Origin of the sequence: Gordonia sp. OPL2 (assembly GCF_003797825.1) — a bacterium.
Lineage (GTDB): Bacteria > Actinomycetota > Actinomycetes > Mycobacteriales > Mycobacteriaceae > Gordonia.
On the sequence record NZ_RKME01000025.1, the window covers coordinates 1 to 24,191 of the forward strand.

At 68.3% G+C, this 24,191-nt stretch carries 25 protein-coding genes; 15 read left to right on the forward strand and 10 right to left on the reverse strand.

Features of this window, described 5'->3' with window-relative positions; translation table 11 throughout:
• Positions 1-434: 434 nt before the first annotated feature.
• Genes rfbD through EEB19_RS20210 form a run of 3 tightly spaced genes read left to right on the forward strand, consistent with a single transcriptional unit; the run spans position 435 to position 3,330 of the window.
• Positions 435-1,358, forward strand: a complete 924-nt coding sequence (gene rfbD / locus EEB19_RS20200; protein ID WP_187589152.1) for a dTDP-4-dehydrorhamnose reductase — start codon at positions 435-437, stop codon at positions 1,356-1,358.
• A complete protein-coding gene (locus EEB19_RS20205; protein WP_187589153.1) occupies positions 1,355-2,236 on the forward strand; it encodes a glycosyltransferase family 2 protein in 882 nt (293 codons plus the stop codon). The genes rfbD and EEB19_RS20205 overlap by 4 nt, the downstream gene beginning before the upstream one ends.
• Before the next feature lie 11 nt (positions 2,237-2,247).
• Positions 2,248-3,330 carry an NDP-sugar synthase gene (locus tag EEB19_RS20210; protein ID WP_262365805.1) on the forward strand — a complete coding sequence of 361 codons (1,083 nt, stop codon included), beginning with the start codon at positions 2,248-2,250 and terminating at the stop codon, positions 3,328-3,330.
• 55 nt (positions 3,331-3,385) lie between these two features.
• Here EEB19_RS20210 and EEB19_RS20215 read toward each other — a convergent pair whose 3' ends face one another.
• Positions 3,386-4,054 (reverse strand): O-methyltransferase, encoded by a 669-nt coding sequence (locus EEB19_RS20215; RefSeq protein ID WP_187589155.1) that lies wholly within the window; start codon positions 4,052-4,054, stop codon positions 3,386-3,388.
• 316 nt (positions 4,055-4,370) lie between these two features.
• Between EEB19_RS20215 and sigE the strand changes: the two genes are divergently transcribed.
• The 4 genes from sigE (at position 4,371) to tatB (ending at position 7,855) form a co-directional block, all read left to right on the forward strand.
• Positions 4,371-4,982: an RNA polymerase sigma factor SigE gene (gene sigE, locus EEB19_RS20220; protein ID WP_187589156.1), complete on the forward strand. Its 612-nt coding sequence runs from the start codon at positions 4,371-4,373 to the stop codon at positions 4,980-4,982.
• 180 nt (positions 4,983-5,162) lie between these two features.
• On the forward strand, positions 5,163-5,786 hold the full coding sequence (locus EEB19_RS20225; protein WP_262365815.1) for an anti-sigma factor: 624 nt from the start codon (positions 5,163-5,165) through the stop codon (positions 5,784-5,786).
• A 135-nt stretch (positions 5,787-5,921) separates the two neighbouring features.
• Positions 5,922-7,373: a S1C family serine protease gene (locus EEB19_RS20230; RefSeq protein ID WP_187589216.1), complete on the forward strand. Its 1,452-nt coding sequence runs from the start codon at positions 5,922-5,924 to the stop codon at positions 7,371-7,373.
• Between the two features lie 17 nt (positions 7,374-7,390).
• Positions 7,391-7,855 (forward strand): Sec-independent protein translocase protein TatB, encoded by a 465-nt coding sequence (gene tatB / locus EEB19_RS20235; RefSeq protein WP_187589158.1) that lies wholly within the window; start codon positions 7,391-7,393, stop codon positions 7,853-7,855.
• A 19-nt stretch (positions 7,856-7,874) separates the two neighbouring features.
• On the opposite strand, the gene EEB19_RS20240 is transcribed toward tatB, so the two are convergent.
• The 4 genes from EEB19_RS20240 to EEB19_RS20255 form a co-directional block, all read right to left on the reverse strand.
• The gene (locus EEB19_RS20240) at positions 7,875-9,020 is read right to left on the reverse strand and encodes an Mrp/NBP35 family ATP-binding protein (RefSeq protein WP_187589159.1); all 1,146 of its coding nucleotides are present in this window, start codon (positions 9,018-9,020) and stop codon (positions 7,875-7,877) included.
• A gap of 35 nt (positions 9,021-9,055) precedes the next feature.
• The gene (locus tag EEB19_RS20245) at positions 9,056-10,195 is read right to left on the reverse strand and encodes a lytic transglycosylase domain-containing protein (protein ID WP_262365806.1); all 1,140 of its coding nucleotides are present in this window, start codon (positions 10,193-10,195) and stop codon (positions 9,056-9,058) included.
• 277 nt (positions 10,196-10,472) lie between these two features.
• Positions 10,473-11,006 carry a DUF1003 domain-containing protein gene (locus EEB19_RS20250; protein WP_187589161.1) on the reverse strand — a complete coding sequence of 178 codons (534 nt, stop codon included), beginning with the start codon at positions 11,004-11,006 and terminating at the stop codon, positions 10,473-10,475.
• Positions 11,003-12,325: a CBS domain-containing protein gene (locus tag EEB19_RS20255; protein ID WP_187589162.1), complete on the reverse strand. Its 1,323-nt coding sequence runs from the start codon at positions 12,323-12,325 to the stop codon at positions 11,003-11,005. The genes EEB19_RS20250 and EEB19_RS20255 overlap by 4 nt, the downstream gene beginning before the upstream one ends.
• Before the next feature lie 165 nt (positions 12,326-12,490).
• Between EEB19_RS20255 and EEB19_RS20260 the strand changes: the two genes are divergently transcribed.
• The 5 genes from EEB19_RS20260 to EEB19_RS20280 all read left to right on the forward strand — a co-directional run bounded on the left by EEB19_RS20260 (position 12,491) and on the right by EEB19_RS20280 (position 17,818).
• A complete protein-coding gene (locus EEB19_RS20260; protein ID WP_187589163.1) occupies positions 12,491-12,979 on the forward strand; it encodes a general stress protein in 489 nt (162 codons plus the stop codon).
• A gap of 260 nt (positions 12,980-13,239) precedes the next feature.
• The gene (locus EEB19_RS20265) at positions 13,240-14,661 is read left to right on the forward strand and encodes an extracellular solute-binding protein (protein ID WP_187589164.1); all 1,422 of its coding nucleotides are present in this window, start codon (positions 13,240-13,242) and stop codon (positions 14,659-14,661) included.
• Complete coding sequence (locus tag EEB19_RS20270) at positions 14,658-15,803, forward strand: carbohydrate ABC transporter permease (RefSeq protein ID WP_262365807.1); 1,146 nt, start codon at positions 14,658-14,660, stop codon at positions 15,801-15,803. The genes EEB19_RS20265 and EEB19_RS20270 overlap by 4 nt, the downstream gene beginning before the upstream one ends.
• Positions 15,804-15,809: 6 nt before the next feature.
• A complete protein-coding gene (locus EEB19_RS20275) occupies positions 15,810-16,640 on the forward strand; it encodes a carbohydrate ABC transporter permease (RefSeq protein ID WP_187589165.1) in 831 nt (276 codons plus the stop codon).
• Positions 16,641-16,642: 2 nt separating this feature from the next.
• Positions 16,643-17,818 (forward strand): ABC transporter ATP-binding protein, encoded by a 1,176-nt coding sequence (locus EEB19_RS20280; protein ID WP_187589166.1) that lies wholly within the window; start codon positions 16,643-16,645, stop codon positions 17,816-17,818.
• Here the strand turns inward: EEB19_RS20280 and EEB19_RS20285 are convergent.
• The 3 genes from EEB19_RS20285 to EEB19_RS20295 are packed head-to-tail and all read right to left on the reverse strand — an operon-like array spanning position 17,799 to position 19,863.
• Complete coding sequence (locus EEB19_RS20285; RefSeq protein WP_222929963.1) at positions 17,799-18,281, reverse strand: nucleoside deaminase; 483 nt, start codon at positions 18,279-18,281, stop codon at positions 17,799-17,801. The two genes, EEB19_RS20280 and EEB19_RS20285, sit on opposite strands and share 20 nt — an antisense overlap.
• Positions 18,282-18,341: 60 nt before the next feature.
• Complete coding sequence (locus EEB19_RS20290; RefSeq protein ID WP_187589168.1) at positions 18,342-19,199, reverse strand: chromosome partitioning protein ParB; 858 nt, start codon at positions 19,197-19,199, stop codon at positions 18,342-18,344.
• Positions 19,189-19,863 (reverse strand): metallophosphoesterase, encoded by a 675-nt coding sequence (locus tag EEB19_RS20295; protein ID WP_187589169.1) that lies wholly within the window; start codon positions 19,861-19,863, stop codon positions 19,189-19,191. The genes EEB19_RS20290 and EEB19_RS20295 overlap by 11 nt, the downstream gene beginning before the upstream one ends.
• 47 nt (positions 19,864-19,910) lie before the next feature.
• On the opposite strand from EEB19_RS20295, the gene EEB19_RS20300 reads away from it, so the two are divergent.
• Positions 19,911-20,486, forward strand: coding sequence for a suppressor of fused domain protein (locus EEB19_RS20300; RefSeq protein ID WP_187589170.1), 576 nt, complete (start codon positions 19,911-19,913; stop codon positions 20,484-20,486).
• 21 nt (positions 20,487-20,507) lie between these two features.
• On the opposite strand, the gene EEB19_RS20305 is transcribed toward EEB19_RS20300, so the two are convergent.
• Positions 20,508-21,581, reverse strand: a complete 1,074-nt coding sequence (locus EEB19_RS20305; RefSeq protein WP_187589218.1) for a magnesium and cobalt transport protein CorA — start codon at positions 21,579-21,581, stop codon at positions 20,508-20,510.
• Positions 21,582-21,619: 38 nt separating this feature from the next.
• Between EEB19_RS20305 and EEB19_RS20310 the strand changes: the two genes are divergently transcribed.
• On the forward strand, positions 21,620-22,237 hold the full coding sequence (locus EEB19_RS20310) for a MarC family protein (protein WP_187589171.1): 618 nt from the start codon (positions 21,620-21,622) through the stop codon (positions 22,235-22,237).
• 70 nt (positions 22,238-22,307) lie between these two features.
• On the forward strand, positions 22,308-23,300 hold the full coding sequence (locus EEB19_RS20315; RefSeq protein ID WP_262365808.1) for a glycine betaine ABC transporter substrate-binding protein: 993 nt from the start codon (positions 22,308-22,310) through the stop codon (positions 23,298-23,300).
• A gap of 30 nt (positions 23,301-23,330) precedes the next feature.
• Here the strand turns inward: EEB19_RS20315 and EEB19_RS20320 are convergent, their stop codons facing one another.
• Positions 23,331-24,161, reverse strand: coding sequence for an SDR family oxidoreductase (locus EEB19_RS20320; protein ID WP_187589172.1), 831 nt, complete (start codon positions 24,159-24,161; stop codon positions 23,331-23,333).
• Between the last annotated feature and the right edge of the window lie 30 nt (positions 24,162-24,191).

Consider the following 24,191-nt stretch of genomic DNA (forward strand, 5'->3'; position numbering starts at 1 on the left):
CCCGGGGGTGGGGCCGTCGGCCGAACGCGGGTCGGCTCCCGGCGGTCGACGCCGACGACGGGCCGCGGGATCGGCCGGCTGTCCCTCGGCGCGGCGTCGGGGATCGGATCGCTCGCGCGGTTGCGGGGTCGGCTCGTCCGGACGTGCGCGGCCACCGGGGCGTCGGCGTGCACCATCGGGTCGAGACTCCACGAGCGGGTCAGTCCTTTGCGTCGGGGTCAACGTCGGCCGCGGCGCAGCGCCGCTGTTACTCGTGAGAGCAACGAGATCCGTGGTGTTGACGTGTCGGATGTTGCTGTGCTGACGCAAGGCTACTGAAGTGAAGAACGAAATCGAGAACGCAACGCCGATGGGCGCGATCGAGATCGACATCACCACTCGGACACACCGTGGTCATCCACCACCATCCGGCGGAGTACGGCACGATGTGACGCATGAGTCCGACCACGTACATCGTCGGCGCAGGCGGCCAACTCGGCACCGCGCTGCGCGCGCGAGCGGCCGCGGGCGCCGACGTGCGGGCCCTGACCTCGGCCGACGTCGACATCACCGATGCGTCGTCGGTGACGGCCGCGCTCGCGGGACTCCGTGCAGGCGACGTGGTACTCAATTGTGCGGCCTTCACGAATGTGGATGGAGCGGAAGCGGATCCGGACGGTTCGTACGCGGTGAACCGCGACGGACCGACGCACCTCGCAAGCTCGACGGCGGCCGCCGGCGCCTGGCTCATCCACGTGTCCACCGACTATGTCTTCGCCGGTGCGGCCGCCACCGATGCCGGTCCGCGCCGCAGCCGGCCGTACGAACCCGATGACGTGACCGGCGTCCCGGAGACCGTGTACGGGGCGTCGAAGCTCGCCGGGGAACGGGGGGCGCTCGGCGCCGACCCGACCGCGACCGTGGTGCGCACCGCCTGGGTCTACACCGGCGGCCCCGACAGCCCGGACTTCGTCGGCACCATGCGCCGACTCGAGTCGCAGCGCGACGAACTGACCGTCGTCGACGACCAGACCGGCTCGCCCACCTATGCCGTCGACCTCGCCGCGGGACTGTGGGAGCTGGCGGCGGCGGGGCCACGTGACGGGATCGCGGGTGCCGTCCTGCACGCGACCAACGAGGGGAGCGTCACCTGGCACACGGTGGCGCAGGCGGTGTTCACCGAGATCGGCGCCGACCCGAGCCGGGTCCGCCCGTGCACGACGGCCCAGTTCCCGCGTCCGGCGCCGCGACCTGCCTTTTCCGTGCTGTCGGGCCGATCTTGGGCGGCGGCGGGTCTGACCCCGCTCCGGGACTGGCGTTCGGCCCTGCACGCGGCGATCACGGATCCCGGACCGGCGTTGGATACCCTGACCCCGTGACTGCTCAGCTGGCCGTCGTGACGGTGACCTATTCGTCGGGGAAATACCTCACGGCATTCCTGCAGAGCCTCGAGAAGGCGACCGTGGACGAGGTGCCGAGGGTGGTGATCGCCGACAACGGATCGACCGACGGCGCGCCGGAGGCCGCTGAACGCGACTTCGACAACGTCACGCTCGTCCGGACCGGCGGGAACATCGGCTACGGCGGTGGGATCAACCGGGCCGTCGCCGAGCTCGACCCGTCGATCGAGTTCGTCGCGGTGGCCAACCCCGACGTCGAATGGGGTCCCGGGTCGCTCGACGAATTGTTGGAGGCGGCGCGACGGTGGCCGCGTGCGGGCTCGCTGGGTCCGCTCATCCACGAGCCCGACGGCTCGATCTATCCGTCGGCCCGCCGCGTGCCCGATCTGGTCTCCGGCGTCGGACACGCGCTCTTCTCCACCGTCTGGAAGACGAATCCGTGGACTGCCGCCTATCGCGCCGACAACGCCGCGCCCAGTGAGCGCCCGGTCGGCTGGCTGTCCGGCTCCTGCCTGTTGGTGCGCCGCGACGCGTTCGACGCCATCAACGGATTCGACTCGCGCTATTTCATGTACATGGAGGACGTCGACCTCGGCGATCGCCTCGGTAAAGCGGGCTGGCTCAACGTCTACGTACCGTCGGCGGAGATCGTCCACACCAAAGGGCATGCGGCAGGACGCAATCCCGAGAAGATGCTGCCCGCACACCATCGCAGCGCCTATCAGTTCCAGGCGGACCGTCATCCGGGTGTGCTGCGCGCCCCGCTGCGTCTGGCGTTGCGCGCCGGTCTCGCAGTCCGCTCGCGGGTCGCGGTCGTCGCGGCCCGACGTTCGCTCGATCGATCCCCTGAGGAATGAGGAGGAAACCGGTGGCCAGTGAGAACCCCTCGGTGCAGGCGGTCGTCCTCGTGGGTGGCAAGGGCACGCGCCTGCGCCCGCTGACCCTGTCGGCGCCCAAGCCGATGTTGCCGACCGCAGGAGTCCCGTTCCTGACCCACCTGCTGTCGCGGATCAAGGCGGCCGGGATCGAGGACGTCGTCCTCGGCACCTCGTTTCAGGCGCCGGTGTTCTCCGAGTACTACGGAGACGGTTCGAAACTCGGACTCAAGCTGAGGTACGTGACCGAACCGGAACCCCTCGGCACCGGGGGCGGCATCCGGAATGTGCTCGACGAACTCACCGCGGACACCATTCTCGTGTTCAACGGGGACGTCCTCGGCGGGACCGACGTCCGCGAGGTGCTCGACGCACACCACGCCAGTGGCGCCGACGTCACGCTCCATCTCGTGCCGGTCAGCGATCCGCGTGCATTCGGCTGCGTGCCGACCGACGAGAACGGACGGGTCACCGCGTTCCTGGAGAAGACCCAGGATCCGCCCACCGACCAGATCAACGCGGGCACCTACGTGTTCCGGCGGTCGATCATCGAGGAGATCCCCGCCGGTCGTGCGGTGTCCGTCGAGCGTGAGGTGTTCCCCAAGTTGCTGCAGGAGGGACGCCACATCCACGGACACGTCGATCACGCCTACTGGCGCGACATGGGGACGCCCGAGGACTTCGTCCGCGGGTCCGCCGACCTCGTTCGCGGCATCGCACCCTCGCCCGCGCTCGGTGATCGCCGCGGGGAATCGCTCGTGCACGACGGTGCCGGTGTCGCGCCGGGCGCGGTCCTGATCGGCGGGACCGTCGTCGGACGTGGGGCCGAGATCGGTCCGCGGGCTCGCCTCGACGGAGCCGTCATCTTCGACGGTGCGGTCGTGGAGGCGGGCGCGGTCGTCGAGCGCAGCATCGTCGGGTTCGGTGCCCGGATCGGACCCCGCGCACTCATCCGCGACACCGTCATCGGTGACGGCGCCGACGTCGGCGCGCGATGTGAACTGCTCCGCGGGGCCCGGGTATGGCCGGGAGTCCAGGTGCCCGACAACGGGATCCGCTTCTCCACCGACGTCTGAGCGCCAGGGCGGTCCCGGCGGAACCGGGGACGTTCGGATTGCGGACGGCGCGCGGTCAGCGGGCCTTGGCCGCCGCCAGCACACCTGCGCCGAGCGGGATGACCACGGGCAGCAGACGCTCGTCGTCGGCGATCAGCATCGCGGCCTCACGGGCCGCGGCAGCCGGCGGGTCGGTCCGTGACGGATCGGCGACGGCGCCGTCGGCGGTCGGGTTGTGCACGACGACCACACCACCGGGACGCAGGATACGGATCGCCTCGACCACATGCCGGGGGTGATCGATGAGCGGGCCGTCGACGAGGACGAGGTCATAGGACTCGTCGGCCAGGCGCGGCAGCACCTCGGTCGGATAGCCGTTGATCAGACGGGTCCGGCCCGGCGCGATCTCCGCCCCCGCGAACGACTGACGGGCCGCTCGATGATGTTCCGACTCGGGGTCGATCGTGGTCAGCACGCCGTCGTCGGACATGCCGTTGAGCAGCCACAGACCGCTCACCCCTGCGCCGGTGCCGATCTCCACGACGGCGTGGGCATCGCAGGAGCGCGCGAGCAGGGCGAGCAGGGCGCCCACTGCGGGGGCGACGGCCGGCGCGCCGAGTTCCTCGGCACGGCCACGGGCGGCCAGCAGCGCGTCGTCCTCGACGATCGCCGATTCCGCGTAGTCGATGAGTGCGCTCCCGGCGGGCGCACCGGTACCGGGGGAATCGCCTGATGAGTCGGTCACCCCCCGAGGTTATGTCGCGCCGTCGGTGATCGCGTGCGCGGCACGCCACCAGGTGCGAAGTCGACGGTCGAAGTCGGTGGTCAGCCGGGTTCGACGGCCGGGCGGACTTCCTCAGCGAAACCTCAGGACACTCACACTGCGACCACACCCCGATGGGAGAGGGTTCTACTAGCGCACCAACGCGCTCGTGGGTCGGGCGTCTCTCGCCCCACGGCGTCGCCGGGAGTGCGGGAATAGACTGCCGGTACACGTGGTTTACCATCGTGAACATCCGTCATCCGACGTGATGTCCGGGGAAGGGAACTGGCCACCAACGATGACCGATCCTCAGGGGTCTGCAGAAGTCGTCCCGTCCGGGACCGCCGGATTCGACGCCACCGGTGATGACAACCTCATGCCGTCGTGGGACGAACTCGTGCGCGAGCACGCCGACCGCGTCTACCGGCTGGCCTACCGTCTGTCCGGCAACCAGCACGACGCCGAGGACCTGACCCAGGAGACGTTCATCCGGGTGTTCCGGTCATTGAAGAACTACAAGCCGGGCACGTTCGAGGGTTGGTTGCATCGCATCACCACCAACCTCTTCCTCGACATGGTCCGCCGGCGCAGCAAGATCCGTATGGAGGCACTGCCGGAGGAGTACGACCGCGTCCCGGCCGACACCCCGGATCCGCAGCAGATCTTCCACGATGCGAATCTCGATCCCGATCTGCAGGAGGCGCTCGACGCCCTGCCGCCGGAGTTCCGTGCAGCCGTCGTGCTCTGTGACATCGAGGGTCTGTCGTACGAGGAGATCTCGGCGACGCTGGGTGTCAAACTCGGTACGGTCCGTAGCCGCATCCATCGCGGTCGCCAGACGATCCGCGACCACCTCACCGCCCGTGGTCACACGGGCAGCCGCTCGGTCGCCGTCGGCACCGTCGGCTAGATCCCTCCCGCCGGGAACCCCGGGCGCCCGGGCTTCGTTGTCACCTTCGGATAGGCTGGGTGGCCGCGCCCGACAGCGGTGCGAGAAGCACATCTGCCGACAGCGCAGTAGCGTGGAACGGGATTCGAGACGACGGCCGGAGCAGACCGTTGCGGTGGAAGAGGTGAGCGTCAGATGGAGATGAATCGAGGTCGACCCGCCTCGGGACAGCAGGCCGACAGCCCGCTACCCATGTCGAATCTCCGGCGCCGCCGCCGTTCCGCGTGGAATCCGGCGACCTGGTCGCCGGTCACCGCGTCCTTCGCGCCCAATCGCACCTATCGTGCGCCGGGTACACCCGGCGGACGCCGTTTCGCCTCGACCGAGCACCTCGCGTCGGAGGCCGTCGCGGCATTCGTCGACGGGGAACTCGGCATGACCGCGCACATGCGCGCCACCCAGCATCTCGCGCACTGCCCCGAATGCATGTCGGCGGTCGACGCACAGATCGCGGCGCGCACCCGACTCCGCTCCGCCGGTGACGTCTCGATGCCCGCCGGATTGCTCGGACAGCTGAGTCAGATCCCCACCCGCGAGATCGACCTCACCGGTGTGTCCGGTGAGGCCCAGACCGATCCGCAACCCACCGTGGCGCCGTGGGATCGCGACGGCACCACCAGCCCGATGGCGGCGCCCGGCTTCCCGGTCGCCGGTATTCCGGCGGACCGGGCCCGTGGAACCGGCGCGCCGCCGGCCGATGGCCATGGACAACACCCTGAACAAGGAAGTACGAGGGCACGGATGAGTCGCTGGCGAGGCCGCTGACAGGTGGACCACACAGGGGAGAGCGAACTCGACCGCACGACCGACGCCGCCGAGGACACCGCGACCGGTGACACCGGCGGCGCCGTCGCGTCCGGTGACGACCACGGACCGGCCGACACGGCTGCGGGCAGCGGGGTGGAGCAGGGGAACCGTCGCGACGACGCCGACCGCGTCCGCCACACCGCCTTCTCACCGGAGACCGTCGCGGTGTTCGGCAGGCCCGCCGGGGTCCAGGGATCGTTCGCGCAGACCTCCGAGCCCACCGATCGCCCCGAGCCCGAGGTGTCCGCACCCGATCCTGTGCTCGCCGAGGCCTTCGGCCGTCCCTCCGGCGAAACCGAGACACTGCAACGGGATCCGCTCGCGAGCTACGGCGAGCCGGACGATGCCCCCTCACCCGCCGATCCATGGCGCGACCCGGAGAGTGTCGCCGCGCTGTCGGGTCCGGCCCTGTCCCGCCCCACGGCCGCAGAGCCCACAGAATCCGGACCCAAGCTGGGGATCCAGGACGTGCTCTTCGGCAAACGCGTCAGCTGGCATGCTCTCGCCACCCTCGCCGTCCTCGCAGTACTCGTGGGCGTGTTCGGCGGACTGATCGGACGATGGACTGCCGAAGTGGTGTCCCCACTCAACTCCGACTCCGTGCAGCTCTCCACCGGCGACACCGACAACGGCGACGCCAAGTCGCCGGTCGCCACCGTGGCACGCGCCGTGGAGAAGTCGGTCGTCGCCCTCGACGTCCGGACGTCCAGCGCCGTGGGTACCGGGTCCGGCTTCGTCATCGACGAGAACGGCTACATCGTCACCAACAACCACGTCATCGCGATGGCCGCCAACGACCGCAACGCCAAACTCGAGGCCGTCTTCTTCGACCGCAAACGCGTGCCGGCCCGGATCGTCGGACGCGACACGAAGACCGACCTCGCCGTCGTGAAGGTCGACAACGTCGACAACCTCACCGTGTCCAAGCTCGGGAACTCCGACAACCTGCAGATCGGCCAGGAGGTCATCGCCTTCGGTTCGCCTCTGGGACTGGACCGTACCGTCACCAGCGGCATCGTCAGTGCGCTACATCGGCCGGTCCCGCTGCGGCCCGACGCCGAATCCGACACCGACGCGGTCATCGACGCCATCCAGACCGACGCCGCCATCAACCCGGGCAACTCGGGTGGCCCGCTCGTCGACGACGAGGCCGAGGTGGTCGGCATCAACACCGCAGGGTTGGTCCCGGGTGGCGGATCGATCGGACTGGGCTTCGCGATCCCGATCAACCAGGTCGTGCCGATCGCCCAGACACTCATCCGCAACGGCACGGTGAACCATCCGCAGATCGGTGTCAACGCCAGCTCGGTGCGCAACGATCGTGTGCTAGGTGCCCAGGTGCGCAACGTCGTCGCGGGGGGACCGGCCGATCGCGCCGGTGTCCGCGAGGACGATGTCATCACCTCGTTCGACGGACGCACGATCGAGAGTGCCGATGAATTGACGGTCGCCGTCCGGACGGCGAAGATCGACGGCAAGGTCGGATTCACCTACTGGCGAGACGGCCGCACATTCAGCGGGACGATCACGCCGGCCAGTGACTGACAACGGGGGATGAGGCGATGTTCAGCAGTATCGGTTGGGGTGAGATCGTCGTCCTGCTGGCGGCCGGCCTGATCATCCTCGGACCGGATCGCCTTCCCGGTGCCGTCTCCTGGACGATGAAGTCCCTTCGCCAGGTCCGCGACTACGCGACCGGCGCGACCAACCAGCTCAAGGACGAACTCGGACCCGACTTCGACGAGTTGCGCAAACCGTTGTCGGAGTTGAACGAACTCCGGGGCATGACACCGCGCGCCGTGGTCACCAGACATCTCCTCGACGGCGACGACTCGGTGTTCAAGCTCGGGCTCGGCCCGACGACGGTAGACCGGAACACCACTGAGACCCCGGAGATCAAGCCGGTGTCGGCGCCCCTGCCGGGGCCGGCCGACGAGGACGTCACCACCGCCGCCGCACCGTCAGAGGCAGCGAAGTCGGACACCCCGTCGACGAAGCGCAGCATCAGCGACTGGGACGCCACCTGAGCGGTCGCGGCGACGGATGTCAGGCGTGACGGGTGGTGTCGATACCCAGGCTCATCCCGGCGAGTCCTCGACGGCGCACCGCCAGCTTCTCCGCGATCGCACGCAGCGCCGACCCCGACACTGACTCGGGATCCGACAACACCACCGGCACACCCGCGTCGCCGCCCTCGCGCAGCGTCGTCTCCAGCGGAACCTGCCCGAGCAGTTCGACCGGCGCGCCGACGGCCTGCGTCAGTCGCTGGGCGACCTTCTCGCCCCCGCCCGAGCCGAACGGCTCCATCCGTGAGCCGTCGGGCAGCTCCATCCACGACATGTTCTCGACGACACCGAGGATCTTCTGCCGGGTCTGCAGAGCGATCGCACCGGCTCGTTCGGCGACCTCCGCGGCCGCCTGCTGGGGGGTGGTCACGACCAGGATCTCGGCGCCCGGGATGAGCTGCGCGATCGAGATGGCGACGTCGCCCGTGCCGGGCGGCAGGTCGAGTAGCAGGACGTCGAGGTCACCCCAGTAGACGTCGGCCAGGAACTGCTGCAGCGCGCGGTGCAGCATCGGGCCGCGCCAGGTGACCGGGGTGTTGCCGTCGGTGAACTGGCCGATCGAGATGAACTTCACCCCGTGGCTGATCGGCGGCATGATCATCCGCTCGACCTGGGTGGGCTTGGCTTCGCTGCCGAGCATGCGAGGGACGGAGTGTCCGTAGATGTCGGCGTCGAGGACGCCCACGGTCAGTCCACGCTCGGCGAGCGCGGTCGCCAGGTTGACCGTCACGCTCGACTTGCCGACACCGCCTTTGCCCGACGCGACGGCATAGACGCGGGTCAGCGATCCGGGCTGGGCGAACGGGATCACGGGTTCGGCCTTGTCGCCGCGCAGCTTCTTGCGGAGCTCGGTGCGCTGCTCGTCGTCCATCACGTCGAGGTCGACGGAGATCGCACCGACCCCGGGGACATCGGCCACGGCACGTTCCACGCGACCGGAGATCTCGGTGCGCATGGGACAGCCGGAGGTGGTGAGGTAGATGGTGACGTCGACACTGGCGTCGTCGTTGACGCCGATCGACTTCACCATGCCCAGGTCGGTGATCGGTTTGCCGATCTCGGGATCGTTCACCTTGCTGAGGGCGGCACGGATCGCCGATTCGGTGGGTACAACTCCGGTAGTCATCGTTGCCCAGCTTAACCGCCGCGACGACACCGCCCTCAGCGCGGCGGGGTCGTGCTCGGCGTGCGCGGACCCGGAACCCGTGTGGTCGGAGTCGTGGCGGGCGCCTTCTTCGGTGCGACCTTGGTCGGCGCCTGCTTCGGCGCAGGTCGCTGCTGCGGTGGCAGCAACTGCGGCGGGATGAGATTCGGCGGCAGGCACAGTGCGCCGATGCATGTTTCCGGCGGCGGGGTGGTCGAGGAGCTCTCCGGCGACGACGGTGACGACGAACTGTCGCCGGGCTTGGGGGTGGACGGCTTGCTCGTCGAGGACTTGCTCGCCTTGCGCTTGGGCTCGGGGATCGGATTGGTCGGCATGACCCCCGTCGCATACGCACCCGCCCAACCCAGCACGTTGGCGACGTACTCCATCGAGTGGTTGTAGCGGAGCACGGCCGACACCTTGTTCTTCTCGGTCATGATGTCGGTGACACCGGCGCACAGATATCGCCCCGCCGAGTAGGTGGCGTCGAAGACGTTGTTGGGGTCCGCCTTGCCGTCACCGTTGGCGTCGGTGCCCCAGCTCGCCCAGGTGCTCGGGATGAACTGCATCGGGCCCATGGCCCGGTCGTGGGCACCGTCGCCGTCGATCCGGCCACCGTCGGTGTCCCGGATGACCGCATTGCCGGCCAGGGAGCCGTCCAAGACCGGTCCGGCGATGGGGTTGATCGTCGTGCCGTACTGATCGACCGACCCGTTGGAGGCGTGGTTGGACTCGATCCGGCCGATCCCGGCGAGGAGGAACCACGGCAGCTTGCACTGCGGACTCTCGGCGCCGACGCGATTGGCCGCGAGTTTGTATGCCTGCAGGACGACGCCCGGGATGCCGAGCGGCCCCGACGGCAGATCGGCAGCGATGCGGAACTGTGGCAGCACGGTCGGCTCGACGACCGGCTTCGGTGGTGGCGCGAAACCGAGCAGGGTCACCGGGCCGCCCGGCACGATCTCGGCGGCCGCGCCGGTAACGGTGCCGGCATTGCTCGCCGGGGCTGCCGTGATGGTCCCGCCGGTGGCGCTCGACGTCGCGGCACCCAGCAGCATCGCCCCCACCAGGACGCCGCCCGCACCGACCGACAACGCACGGCGGGGAAGGCGTGTACGACGCGGCCCGTGCGCGCGCCGCAGGAGACGCGGGCTCACCGGCCGATCCCGATCGCGGTCGGGCCACGCATGACCGTTCGGCTCATCGTCGGATTCGACTGCCCGTTCACACGCACTCCGTTGCTCTGACACACGACCATGTCCGCCCCCGAGATCTCGCGGATAGCCGTCGGACCTGCCCTGACAGGGCAACCCGGACACCAGCCTCCCGCGCGTCCGACGTGTGACCCACCATACATATGGGACGAGTGCCCCAATGCAGGAACCCGACAATTCTCGACCACGTGCATCTGACCGCCGCATGAACGGCGACACGTCACGAGGTGCGCGTGACCTCGTCGTCGTCATCCCCGACCGGTCGGTCGAGATCATTGACGCGCAACCGGTCGGTGAGCTCGGTGAGCAGGTCGTCGAACTCCTTGCGGAGATAGTCGCGCGTGACGGTGTCGCCGACGGCGAGGCGGACCGCGGCGAGCTCGCGGGCCAGGAACTCGGTGTCGGCCTTGGTCTGCGCCGCTCGCATCCGGTCCTCGTCGAGGGCCACCTTGTCCCGGTTCTCCTGACGGTTCTGCGCCAGCAGGATCAGCGGTGCTGCGTAGGCGGCCTGCGTCGAGAACGCGAGATTGAGCAGGATGAAGGGATACGGATCCCACCGCCAGGACACCGCGATGAGGTTGAGGGCCACCCACACGATGACGATGACGGTCTGGATCGCGAGATAACGCCCGGTGCCGAGGAAGCGGGCGATCCGCTCGGCGTAGACGCCGATGACGTCGCTGTCGAGGTTGAACGACAGCCGACGATTCGGGCGGGGGGTGTCGAGGCGACGACCGGACTGCTCGGCGCTCACGCACCCGCTCCTGCGGTGTTGACGCCGGTGATGTCGCCGATCGGTTCGGCATCCTCGGGTTCGGTCTCGCGCCAGTCACGCGGCAGCAACTCGTCGAGCAGGTCGTCGACGCTGACCGCGCCGAGCAGGTGACCCTCGTCGTCGACCACCGGACCGCAGACCAGGTTATAAGTCGCGAAGTAGCGGGTCACGGTCTCCAGCGAGTCTTCCGGATCGAGGTGGGACAGGTCGGTGTCGAGGATGCCGCCGACGATGTTGGCGGGCGGTTCGCGTAGCAGTGCCTGCAGGTGGGCGCAACCGAGGTACTTGCCGGTCGGCGTCGCCGTCGGCGGCCGGACGACGAACACCAGACTCGCCGCGGCCGGTGTGATATCCGGATTACGAACGCGCGCAAGAGTTTCCGCGACCGTCGTCGACGCCGTGACGACAATGGGCTCGGAGGTCATCAGACCGCCCGCGGTGTCGGGATTGTGCACCAGCAGCCTGCGGACGGGTTCGGATTCCTCGGGGTCCATGCGCTCGAGCAGGGACTCGGCCTCCGCATCGGGCAATTCGCCGAGGAGGTCGGCGGCATCGTCGGGGTCCATCGCCTCGAGGACGTCGACGGCCCGGTCGAGTTCGAGATGGGCCAGCAGGTCGGTCTGGTCGTCGGGCGGCAGTTCCTGCAGGACGTCGGCGAGTCGTTCGTCGTCGAGCGCGGCGGCGATCTCGTCCCGGCGCTTGACCGGCAGTTCGCGCAGCGCGTTCGCGACGTCGGCGGCCCGCATTCCCTCGAATTGCTGCAGCGCTTGCGCCACGCCCTGCCCCGGCAGGTTGAGCTCGGTCTGGGTCAGCCCGTGCACACGGTGCCAGTCGACGACATGGGTCTCGCCGCGTCGGCGGAAGCCCTTGCGGCCCGGGCGCACGGCGATGCGGGCGACGACCCAGTCCCGGGTGCGCGTGCGTTCGATTCCGAGGTCGACGACGCTGACATCGACTCCGGCGAGATGGTCGAGGTCGGGATCGTCCACGCGCACACGCGAGTCGAGGATCTGCCCGACGGCGAGGGCCTCGCCCGGGCGCAGATGCAGCCGCCGCAGGCTGACCGTTCCGGTGTTGAGGGTCACCGCGTGCGGCTCGATGGCGGTCACCCGCAGCATCGGGACGAAGATGCGTCGGCGGGTGGTGAGTTCGACGGCGAGTCCCAGGGCGCGCGGCTGCTGCCCGGGTAGTCGGACGGCGACCACCACGTCGCGTACCCGTCCGATCGACTCGCCGTCGGGTCCGAGCACGGCGAGACCGACCAGTCTGGCCACGAACACCTTGCTCACCGACGCCATGGGAGTAAGGGTAGTGGCAGCGGGATGCACGCAGCGCACCCACACGCGCTGTCGGGGTACTTCTCCCCGACGTCACACGCGGGTGTCGACTACTGTGCGCCCTGGTGGGGACGATGGGCCGACCGACCCGGCTCACCGCAGGAGACAACCAGTGGAGGACTCGAGATGACCAACCCGATGCGCTCCGGTCGAGAGACCCCCGGTCTGCCCACGCCGCCGACGGGCTGGCCGATCGGCTCGTACGGGACCTACGCGGAGGCGCAGCGTGCCGTCGACCATCTGTCGGACCAGAATTTCACGGTGCAGGACGTCACCATCGTCGGCGTCGACCTCATGCAGGTCGAACGGGTGATCGGGAGGCTCACCTGGGGCAAGGTGATCGGTGGCGGAGTCGTCTCCGGAGCCTGGCTGGGTCTGTTCTTCGGGTTGCTGGTGTCCCTGGTCGTGACGGGCGCCGGATTCGCGCCGGTCCTGTTCGGTCTCATCGGCGGCATCGTCTTCGGTCTCATCTCGGCGACCATCCCGTATGCCGCGACCCGTGGCCAGCGCGATTTCGCCTCGACGATGCAGCTCGTCGCCGGGCGGTACGACGTGTTGTGCGATCCGCGCAGCGCCGAGAAGGCGCGCGACATGCTCAGCAAACTGTCGAACTGACACCCCGGCGCAAATCCGTCGTCCGCGGGCCCACCATTTCGGCCACTTCTGGCACGCCCATGCCGAATGTGTTGCATGTCACGAACTGCGACATATAACGTTACGCAGCAGACGTTGACCGGTGCAGCCTCGTTGTCTGGCACCGCGAACGACAACAAGGAGGCTGCGTGCGGTTCCGAGCTGGCACTTCCGAATTCGGTCGAGTCCCCGACGATGGCTCCCCGACAGGGCGATCACCGGACCGCGGATCCCGACTCCCGATGAGGCGAAAAGTGGTGGTGGCGGCTGCGGCGCTGGTCGCGGCTCTGCCGATCGTGACGGCATGCGGGTCGGGGTACACGCCCCGCGTGCTGAACATCTATCCGCCCGCGGACGGCGCGACCTTCATCGACAAGGTCGGTCAGAAGTGCTCCGCGGACTCCGACGGCGCCTACAAGATCGTCACCACGCCGCTCCCGAAGTCCGCCGACGACCAGCGTCTGCAGCTGGCGCGGCGCCTCGCCGGCAACGATCCCGGCCTCGACCTCATGGGCATGGACGTCGTGTGGACCGCCGAGTTCGCCGACGCCGGCTGGATCGAGCCGGTGCCGGATGCGTTGGCGGCCAAGGTCGCCGAGACCAACCTCGGCGGTCCGCGTGAGACGGCGATGTGGAAGACCGACGAGGACGCCGACAAGCGGCTGTACGCGATCCCGACCTGGACCAACACCCAGTTGCTCTGGTACCGGCCGGATCTGATGCGCAAGTACTTGAACAAGACCAAGGCGCCGACCACCTGGGACGAGATGCTCGCCGACACCGAGGCCATCCGGGCCAAGGGGGGACCGAGCTACATCATGGTGCAGGGCAAGCAATACGAGGGCCTCATGGTGTGGTTCAACTCGGTGCTCGCCAGCGCCGGTGGGTCGGTCGTCGGCACCGAGGACCCGAACCTGGTGACACTCAACGACACCCCGGAGCACCGCGCCGCCACGGTGAAGGCGCTGCAGGTGCTCAAGGCGATCGCCACCGCGCCCGGCCATGATCCGTCACTGACGAACTCCGACGAGTCGTCGGCGCGTCTGGGCATGGAGACCGGCAGCGCGGCCTTCGAGGTCAACTGGCCGTTCGTGTTCTCCTCCATGCGATCCAACGCCGCGGCCGGCGACGTGCCGTGGTTCCCGGAGATGCAGCAGTACGCCGGATTGCTCTCGGAGGACAACGCGAACCCGCCGACCGACGCACAACTCGGACCGGTCAACAAGACGGTGCGCAGCAAGTTCGACTTCGCGCTCTATCCCGGTGTGAGCAAGGATCTGCCGACGAAGACCACCCTCGGTGGCGTGAACATCGCGGTCGCCAGCACCTCGCAGCAGAAGGATCTGGCGTTCCAGGCGGCCGAATGCCTGACGAACGAGGCGGCGCAGAAGGTCTATTCGGTCGAGGGTGGTACACCACCGACGATCTCGTCGATCTACGACGATCCCGATTTCAAGGCGGCCTACCCGATGGGTGAGGACATCCGCACCCAGCTCGAGACCGAGAATGCCGCGCTACGCCCGGCCTCGCCGGTCTACCAGGCGATCTCGACGCTGCTGACCGCGAAGTTGAGTCCGGTCGGCGCGTGGGACCCGGAGACGCTGGTCGACGAGCTCGCTGAACAGGTTCGCAAAGCCATCGACGGGGAGGGCCTGATCCCATGACAACCGGTGACAACGGCGAGAACCGCCCCCGCGCGGGTCGCCACAGCCTTCCCGACGACGCGCCGCCGCGCGAACCGTCGGTTCGTCCACCGTCCATCGGCGACACCGGGGCGCAACCGGTGTACTCCGATGCGTGGACCCCGCCCGCGGGGTCGTCGTCCGCGGGCGAGACCTCCGGTGCGTCTGCCGCCGCAGCGCCGTCGGGCGCGGTCGCCACCGCCGAGCGTCCGCAACCGGCACCCGCCAAGGGCGGCAAGAAGATCAGTGAGGGCAAGGCCGCCGAGCGCCGACTGGCGTTCTGGCTCGTCGCGCCGGCGGCCATCATGATGGCCCTGGTCACGGGCTATCCGATCGTCTACGCATTCTGGCTGTCGCTGAACAAGTCCAGCCTGTCGGCACCGGGTGAACGCAGCTTCGTCTGGTTCGAGAACTACGTCACGGTGCTCAGTGACAGCTACTGGTGGACGGCGTTCACCGTCACCCTGGGGATCACGGTCGTGTCCGTGATCATCGAGCTCGTGCTCGGCATGGCGATCGCTCTGGTCATGCACCGCACCATCTTCGGCAAGGGCACCATCCGCACCGTGGTGCTCATCCCGTACGGGATCGTCACCGTGGCAGCGGCCTTCTCCTGGTACTACGCCTGGACGCCGGAGACCGGCTATCTCGCCAACCTGTTGCCCGACGGGAGCGCACCGCTGACCCAGCAGTGGCCGTCGCTGGCGATCATCGTCCTCGCCGAGGTCTGGAAGACCACGCCGTTCATGGCGCTGCTGCTGCTGGCCGGTCTGGCGCTGGTCCCCGACGACCTGCTCAAGGCGGCCCAGGTGGACGGGGCGGGCGCGTGGACCCGACTGTGGCGCATCATCATTCCGCTGATGAAGCCTGCCATCCTGGTCGCGTTGCTCTTCCGCACCCTGGACGCGTTCCGCGTGTTCGACAACATCTACGTCCTGACGCGAGGCTCGAACAACACGTACTCGGTGTCGATGCTCGGCTACGACAACTTGTTCAAGGCGTTCAACCTCGGTGTCGGATCGGCGATCAGCATCGTGATCTTCATCTGTGTCGCGATCATCGCGTTCATCTTCATCAAGGGCTTCGGCACCGCGGCGCCCGGTTCCGACAACGAGGGGAGGTAGGGCCGCGTGAAGACCGGAATCGGTAACAAGGCCTGGTGGTCGATCGCCAACATCCTGGTGATCCTCTATGCGATCATCCCGCTGCTGTGGATCGTGAGCCTGTCGTTCAAGCCCCCGGGCAGCGTCAAGGACGGCAGCTTCATCCCCAAGGAATGGACCTGGGACAACTACGCGGGCATCTTCGAGACCAGTGCCTTCACCAGTGCACTGCGCAACTCGATCGGCATCGGACTGATCACCACGCTCATCGCGGTGATCCTCGGCACGATGGCCGCCTACGCCGTTGCGCGGCTGGACTTCCCGGGCAAGAAGCTGCTGATCGGCGCTGCACTGCTCATCGCGATGTTCCCGCAGATCTCGCTCGTCACACCGCTGTTCAACATCGAGCGCAACCTCGGCCTGTTCGACACCTGGCCGGGACTGATCCTGCCGTACATCACCTTCGCGCTGCCGCTGGCGATCTACACACTGTCGGCGTTCTTCCGCGAGATCCCGTGGGAGCTGGAGAAGGCGGCCAAGATGGACGGCGCCACCCCGTGGCAGGCCTTCCGCAAGGTGATCGCGCCGCTGGCGGCACCGGGCGTGGTGACGGCCGCGATCCTGGTGTTCATCTTCGCCTGGAACGATCTCCTGCTCGCCCTGTCGCTGACCTCCACCGAACGCGCCATCACCGCACCGGTGGCGATCGCGAACTTCACCGGTGACAGTCAGTTCGAGGAACCCACCGGATCGATCGCGGCGGCCGCTGTGGTCATCACCATTCCGATCATCATCTTCGTGCTCTTCTTCCAACGTCGAATCGTGGCCGGGCTGACCTCCGGCGCGGTGAAGGGATAACCATGGCCGACATCGTTCTGGACAACGTCACCAAGCAGTACCCGGACGGGTCCACCGCGGTCCACGGGGTCGACATCGACATCGCCGACGGCGAGTTCATCATCCTCGTCGGACCGTCGGGCTGCGGTAAGTCGACGACGCTCAACATGATCGCCGGCCTCGAGGACATCTCGTCGGGCGAACTGCGCATCGGCGGGGAACGCGTCAACGACCGCGCGCCCAAGGACCGCGACATCGCCATGGTGTTCCAGAGCTACGCGCTCTATCCGCACATGTCGGTCCGCGACAACATCGCGTTCCCGCTGACGCTGGCGAAGCTGAGTAAGGCCGAGATCGCGACGAAGGTCGACGAGGCCGCGAAGATCCTCGACCTCGGCCCGTATCTGGATCGCAAGCCGGCGAACCTCTCCGGCGGTCAGCGGCAGCGTGTCGCGATGGGACGCGCGATCGTGCGCTCGCCCAAGGCGTTCCTGATGGACGAACCGCTGTCGAATCTCGATGCCAAGCTGCGCGTGCAGATGCGCACTGAGATCGCCCGCCTGCAGAACCGCCTGGGCACCACCACCGTCTACGTCACGCACGACCAGACCGAGGCGATGACCCTCGGCGACCGGGTGGTCGTGCTGCGTGGCGGGTACGTCCAGCAGATCGGCACGCCGCAGGAGCTCTACAACACACCGAACAACCTCTTCGTGGCCGGGTTCATCGGTTCTCCCGCGATGAACTTCCTGCCGGGTCGCCTCGGCAGCGACGGCATCGACACCCCGATCGGCCGGGTGAACGTGCCCGATCACCAGAAGATCGTCGCGAATGCCCAACGGGCACAGAGCAACGGCGACGTCCTCGTCGGCATCCGTCCGGAGCACCTGGAGGACGCTGCGCTCGTGGAGACGTCGGCCCGGTCGAACGGGGCCACCTTCACCGCGACAGTCGACGTCATCGAGTCGATGGGCTCGGACAACTACGTCTACTTCAACGTCGACTCACCCCACGCGACAAGCGATGCGCTCGCCGAGTTGTCGGCGGATTCGGGCGCCGAGATCGGCGGCGGCCAGATGATCGCGCGTGTCGCGCCGGAATCGTCCATCTCCCGTGGTGGGTCGGCGGAACTGTTCTACGACCCGGCGAAGGTCGCGGTGTTCGATCAGGCCTCCGGGGTCAACCTGCGTCTCGGCTGACGCGGGCGTGATGGAGTTCGCGCATCGTCGGCGCGAACTCCGCCACCGGGCCGTCCACCTCGACGTCCGGTGCGACGTCGCGGATGGGCAGCGCCGCCACCGGTGACGGCGCTGCATCGCATTCGGCGAGCCACTGCTGCAGCTGTGCCGACGACGACGCGTAGACGATCCGGCCGAGACCGACCCAGGCATGCGCCGCCGAGCACATCGGACAGTGCTCACCCGAGGTGTACACGGTGCTCGCTGTTCGGTCCTGCGCACTCAGATGTGTTGCCGCCCATCGTGCGATCGCGAACTCGGGGTGGGCGGTCGCGTCACCGCCGGACACCCGGTTGCGGTCGGCGAACAGTTCCGTGCCGTCGTCGCCCACCAGTATCGACCCGAACGGTTCGTCGCCGTCGTCGAACGCCTCCTGCGCCAGCTCGACGCACCGTCGCAGTCGCCGGATGTCGTCATCGGTGATGGTCATGTGTCCGCGCCCTCCTGATTCGGCTCGCCGCTCGCGTGCTCGGTTCGTGCCGGGTCACCGACGGCGGCGCCGGCCCTGGTCGTGGAGTTCCTTGAGGATCTCGTCATCCCAGATGTGTTTGCGCACAAGCCGATAGCGCTCGCACGCCAGCCACATGTAGAGCTCGGCGTCGCTGATCAGATCCGGCCGGATCTCGGCACGCCGGGCCATGCGCACGACCGGGAGGAACTCCTCGCCGAACCATCGGCGGGCGACGTCGACGCGACTGATGTACTCGCCGACCTCTTGACTCAGCCGAAAACCCCACGCCTCCACGTTCTCCGCGAGTTCGGCGTAGTCGAACGGATCGGCGAGCCGGATGGCGGCGGCCTGCGCGCCGCTCAGCGGCACCCGAGACAGGAAGAGCCGACGGTGATCCTTGAGGATCAGGTCCGACTCGACGTTGATGCCGTCCGGCGAGATACGCGTGTGGATCTCCGTCACATAGGCGTCGATGTGGTGGAAATGACGCGCGATCGCGATCGACACCCGATGGTGCCCGTCGATCACGAAGTGCATCGATCCGATTCGGTACAGCTGCACCGGAGGCACCGATTCACCGCGGCGTTGCGCGACGGCCAGACGCTGCCACCGGGCGCGGATGCGCGACGACGTCGGCCGGAAGTAGCGATCGAAATCCTTGGTGCGGTCCACACTTCCGACGATCGAGGACACCTCGACCTGCTGCAGTCCCAGATAGGTCTCGCCCAACCGGCCGAGCGCGGCGACGACCTCGTCGAACGGGAGGATCGTGTTGACGTCGGCGGGCTGGCGGGTGAACCACGCGAGGAGGCGCGACATCTCGGCGTGACGGCGCATCCGCGCGAAATCGTTCTCCGCGTCCGCAGAAGGGAATCCGGTGTCACGCGCCATGTCGTCGCCTCACGATCCGGAACTCCCGGGAGCCGGGTTCGATGTCGAACTGGCAGTAGCCGACGACGTTCATCGAGATGGTCTCGTCGCCGATCATCATGTCGCGCGGACGCATGCCGAACGGATGGACGTGCCCGTGCACGAGGAGGGTGGGCTGCAGCGAGCGGACGAGTCCGTGATAGCAGTCGAACCCACGATGCGGCCGGTCGTCGCCGTCGCCGACGCCGCGGGCCGGGCTGTGGGTCAGCAGGATGTCGGGTGACGGGCGGCCACAGGTCAACCGCCACGACCGCAGACGTTGCTGGACGTCGGTGTACTGGTTGGGGCCCTCGTTGTAGCGCCGGCACCCGCCGAGGCCGCTGATGCTCAGCCCCGCCACCTCGACGGTGCGGCGGTCGGCGTTGATCGCTCCGCGCGGGCCGGGTTCCTCGCTGGGCAGCCCGGCGCGCAACCATCCGGCACGTCCGTGTCGGTACCCGGACAGGTCGCGGTCGTGGTTGCCCGGCACGAACACGCACGGTGCGTCGCACAGGGTCGAGAGGACCTCGAGGTACTCGAACGGGAGGTCGCCGGCCCCGAGGATGACGTCCGGACGCGCGTCGATGCCGACCCCGAAGGTCAGTGAGTCCACGACCTCGTCCGCGACCGCCAGCACACGCACCACGACTGCCAGATTACGGCCCGCGACGGCGCGGCGACTACGGTGGACGCGTGAGCGATGAGGTGACCGGTCGGATCGACGACCATCTCGCCGCGACCCTGGCGAGTACGCCGCAGCGGGCGTCGGTGACCTTCCTCGGCGTGGAGCCGATCGACGTCCTGCGGTTCGCCTCCGGCGACGACGTCGTCTACGTCACCGTCGGCTGTTCGCGGCACCCCATGGCGGACCCGTCGGACCTGCACGCCGACCCACTTCTCGGCCCGCGCGCGGAACTGGTCGTGCGCATGCACGGCGGTAGCGCCCTGCCCGGGCTGCATCGACGCATGGCGACGCTGGCCGCGGCGCCGGCGGTGGAAGGGCTCGTCCTCGCCGACGACGCGCTCGTCGACCTGTCCGAGCCGCTCTGGGACGACGCGATGTGCACCGCCGTGCTGTTGGAGGACGACGACCTCGGTGAGGTGTCGCTCGACGAACCGCGTGAGCCCGTCCGGTTCCTTCGCGCTGTGCCCATCACGGCCAACGAGGCGGCCTGGGTGCGCCTCAAGGGTGCCGATGCCCTCCGCGACGCCTGGCGGGAGGCCGGCATCGACGTGATGTCGGCGGATCGGGCCGGCGCGACGCTCTGACCGGAGAGGTCTCGACCGCGGTCAGAGCCAGTGATGCCGTCGGAACACCACGGCCAGCGACGTGCAGGCGACCAGCAGGACAAGGCACACGATGAGGAATCCCTGACGGTCGTGCATGCCGGGCAGGATGTCGAAGTTCATGCCGTAGAGGCCGGCGACCATCGTCGGTACGGCGCCGATGGCGACCCAGGCCGAGATCTTGCGCATATCGCTGTTCTGCTGGATGCCCACTTTCGCCGCGGCCGCACCGAGCAGCGACGTCAGCACCTCGTCGTACTCGACCACCCGATCGATCACCGTGGTGAGGTGATCGGCGACGTCCCGGAAGTGGCGTCGGATCTCCTTGGGCACCAAGGGGTTCTGTGCCGTGAGTCGGGCCAGCGGCCCGGTCAGGGGCGTGACTGCACGGCGGAGTTCGAGGACCTCCCGCTTGAGCAGGTACACCGGGTCGATGTTGAGCCACCGCTGCGCACCGAACACCGCCTCCTCGATGGCGACGATGTCGGTCTCCATGTCGTCGGTCACGGCCAGATAGCTGTCGACGACGAGGTCGGCGATGGCGTGCAGCACCGCGGTGGGTCCGAGGGCCAACCGCTCGGGACGCGCCTCGAGTCGCCGGCGGACACCGGACAGATGGGTGTGATCGCCATGGCGCACGGTGATGACGAAGTCCGGGCCGGTGAACACCATGATCTCACCGGTCTCGACGACCTCGCTGGCCTTCTCCATCGACTCGTGCTCGACGTACTTGACGGTGCGCAGCACCAGGAACTGGGTGTCGTCGTAGACCTCGAGTTTCGGCCGCTGATGGGCCGACACCGCGTCCTCCACGACGAGTTCGTGCAGTCCGAACACCTCGCCGACGCCCTGCATCTGCTCGTCGTCGGGGGAGTGCAGTCCCAGCCAGACGAACCCCTGGCCGGTCGAGCGCACCTCGTGGAGCGCCTCACGGTAGGAGACACGCCCGGGACGCCGGACGCCGTCGACGTAGACCGCACAGTCCACGACCGCCCTGGCCACCGGCACCGGGATACGCGGCAGCGGCCTCTTGTCCCGTCGCGCGGGGACGAGACCGCCGGGTCGGAGGTGCGGCATCGAGGGCACAGCACGGATGCTACTCGTAAGATCACCGCGTGCCCTTCGACGTGACCGTCTACACGACGACCCTGATCACGCTGATCGTGATCATGGATCCGCCCGGGCAGATCCCACTGTTCCTCAGTCTCGTCGGCCACCGTTCACCCGAGTACCGACGCAGGGCCGCGTGGCAGGCGCCGCTGGTGAGCCTGCTGGTGATCAGCGTGTTCGCCGTCGCCGGGAAGGCGATTCTGAACTACCTCCACATCGGCATCCCCGCCCTGCAGGGTGCAGGCGGACTGCTGTTGCTGCTCGTCGCGCTGCAACTGCTCACCGGGCTGGGCAATGCCGGCAAACCACAGGCCAGTGAGGACGTCAACGTGGCGCTCGTGCCCCTCGGTACGCCCCTGCTCGCCGGACCGGGTGCGATCGCCGCGGTCATCGTCGAGGTGAGCAGCGTGTCCGGGCAGGCCGGCGGCTATGTCGCGATCGCGGCGGCGATCCTCAGCGTGCACCTCGTGGTGATGATCGTGCTGCGCTACTCGACCGTGCTGATCCGGGTTCTCGGCGTCGGTGGCATCACCCTTCTCGCCAAGATCGCCGGTCTTCTGCTCGCGGCGATCGCCGTTCAGCTCATCGCCGATTCGATCGCGGGGTTCATCGCCGCGGGATGACCAGCACGCGGTCGTCCGCCACCAGCACCGCGGGGATGATCGTGGACTCCGGGACAGTACTGTGGTGCGCGTGATCAAGCGCGCCGCGACAGCGATACTGGTGATTTTCGCCCTCGCCGCCACGGTGGCGGGCTGCTCGGAACCGGCGCCCGCCGACCGGCCTCTGGTCATGGGGGCACCGGACACACCGACGATGACGGTGATGGCGCACATCTACGCCGGCGCGTTGCGCAACGCCGGGAGCGCGGTGTCGCCGACCGTCGAGCGCGGTGACTACCGCACCCTCCTCGACGACATGGACGCAACGAGCGTCGACGTGTTCCCGGCATTCAGCGGTCTGCTGCTCGATCAACTCGCGCCGCAGCTGGCCCCCGCGACCGCCGAAGACGTGTACAAGGACCTGAACAGGTCTCTCCCGCAAGGGGTCTCGGTCGGCGACGCCACGATGGTGTCGGCGACCCCGCAGATCTTCGTCGCGGCATCGACCGCAGAGGCGACGACGGCGACCGACCTCGACGACTGCGGCACACTGCCCGCCGGACTCCCCGTGGTCGTCGTCGGCACGCCGCAGGCCTCGACCATGGACGCATTCGCCGCTGCCGGCTGCCGGTTCGGCCCCACCGAGTCGGTCGACTCGGTCCGCGATGCGGTCGGCCGTGTCGCGACCGGTCGCGCGATCGGCATCCTCACCCCCCTCGACGTCGCGGGTGACGACGAACAGGATGCGGCGTCGGACATCCGGGCGCTCGCCGCCGCGGAGAAGTCGACCACCGAGGGCGGTGTCGCGCAGTCGTCCTCGGTGCCATCTTCTCCTGCGGCACCTTCCTCCGCGGCTCCTTCTTCTGCGTCGGCGGAGTCCGCCGTCGTCGAATCCGGCCCGCGGGCACAGGAACTGGTGCCGGTCTACCGCAGTGCCGCGTTCTCGCGGGACGAGGTCAAGACCCTCAACAAGGTGGCGGGTGAACTGACCACGGCGGACCTCGCCGCCCTCGCACGCGAGGCCATCGCCGGCGCCCGACCGGCAGACCTCGCCAACGAATGGCTGGCCGAGCACGGACTGTGATCGGCCAACCGTCGCGTCGAGATCAGTCCGTCATTTCGTCTTGGAGAGGGCCCATCCGGTCACCCGCGCGGTGATGCCCTGATAGCCCGAGGCGACCAGCCGCACCCACAGGTCGAGCAGTTTCGCATCGGTGCCGACGAGCACGCGCGCACGGTTCTTGCGGACGCCGTTGATGATGACGTCGGCGGCATCCTCCGAGGTCATGCGAGCCAGGTACCGATCGAAGAACTCGGCCGACTTCTTCTGATCGTGGTCGCCGGAGGTGGTGGCGTTGCGGGCGATCGCCGTCTTGATCCCGCCCGGGTGGACGCAGGTCACCTTCACCGGGTGCTTGGCGAGGATCATCTCCTGGTTGAGTGCCTCGGTGAACCCGCGCACCGCGAACTTCGCCGAGTTGTAGGCGGCCTGGCCGGGTTCGGCCAGCAGGCCGAAGAGCGACGACGTGTTGACGATGTGACCGTCACCGGAGGCGATCAGGTGGGGGAGGAAAGCCTTGGTGCCGTTGACAACTCCCCAGTAGTCGACATCCATGACGCGCTCGATGTCCTTGAACTCGGTGCGCTCGATCTCGCCGTGATGGGCGATGCCGGCGTTGTTGAAGACGACATTGACCCGGCCGTAGTGGGCGACGACGGTCTCGGCATACTCCAGGACGGCCTCGCGTTCCGCGACGTTGAGGATCTGGGCGTGCACCTGCGCGCCGGTATCGGTGACCAGCTTCTCGGTGGTCGCCAGGCCGTCGGGGTTCATGTCCGAGATCGCCAGCCGGGCACCCATGCGGCCCAATTTGACGGCGAGGTCGCGGCCCATACCCGAACCGGCGCCGGTGATCACGACGACCTTGTCACGAAAATCCTTCATCTGATGCTCCTGGGATCGATCGGTGGGTCA

What these genes read in the sequence shown, in the direction of transcription:
- EEB19_RS20255 (WP_187589162.1), bottom strand. Translation starts at nt 12,325, where the DNA reads ATGGCGTCGGTGAGCAAGGTGTTCGTGGCCAGACTGGTCGGTCTCGCC.
- sigE (WP_187589156.1), top strand. Translation starts at nt 4,371, where the DNA reads ATGACCGATCCTCAGGGGTCTGCAGAAGTCGTCCCGTCCGGGACCGCC.
- EEB19_RS20240 (WP_187589159.1), bottom strand. Translation starts at nt 9,020, where the DNA reads ATGACTACCGGAGTTGTACCCACCGAATCGGCGATCCGTGCCGCCCTC.
- EEB19_RS20260 (WP_187589163.1), top strand. Translation starts at nt 12,491, where the DNA reads ATGACCAACCCGATGCGCTCCGGTCGAGAGACCCCCGGTCTGCCCACG.
- EEB19_RS20290 (WP_187589168.1), bottom strand. Translation starts at nt 19,199, where the DNA reads ATGGCGCGTGACACCGGATTCCCTTCTGCGGACGCGGAGAACGATTTC.
- EEB19_RS20270 (WP_262365807.1), top strand. Translation starts at nt 14,658, where the DNA reads ATGACAACCGGTGACAACGGCGAGAACCGCCCCCGCGCGGGTCGCCAC.
- EEB19_RS20280 (WP_187589166.1), top strand. Translation starts at nt 16,643, where the DNA reads ATGGCCGACATCGTTCTGGACAACGTCACCAAGCAGTACCCGGACGGG.
- EEB19_RS20225 (WP_262365815.1), top strand. Translation starts at nt 5,163, where the DNA reads ATGAATCGAGGTCGACCCGCCTCGGGACAGCAGGCCGACAGCCCGCTA.
- tatB (WP_187589158.1), top strand. Translation starts at nt 7,391, where the DNA reads ATGTTCAGCAGTATCGGTTGGGGTGAGATCGTCGTCCTGCTGGCGGCC.
- EEB19_RS20320 (WP_187589172.1), bottom strand. Translation starts at nt 24,161, where the DNA reads ATGAAGGATTTTCGTGACAAGGTCGTCGTGATCACCGGCGCCGGTTCG.
- rfbD (WP_187589152.1), top strand. Translation starts at nt 435, where the DNA reads ATGAGTCCGACCACGTACATCGTCGGCGCAGGCGGCCAACTCGGCACC.
- EEB19_RS20265 (WP_187589164.1), top strand. Translation starts at nt 13,240, where the DNA reads ATGAGGCGAAAAGTGGTGGTGGCGGCTGCGGCGCTGGTCGCGGCTCTG.
- EEB19_RS20305 (WP_187589218.1), bottom strand. Translation starts at nt 21,581, where the DNA reads ATGCCGCACCTCCGACCCGGCGGTCTCGTCCCCGCGCGACGGGACAAG.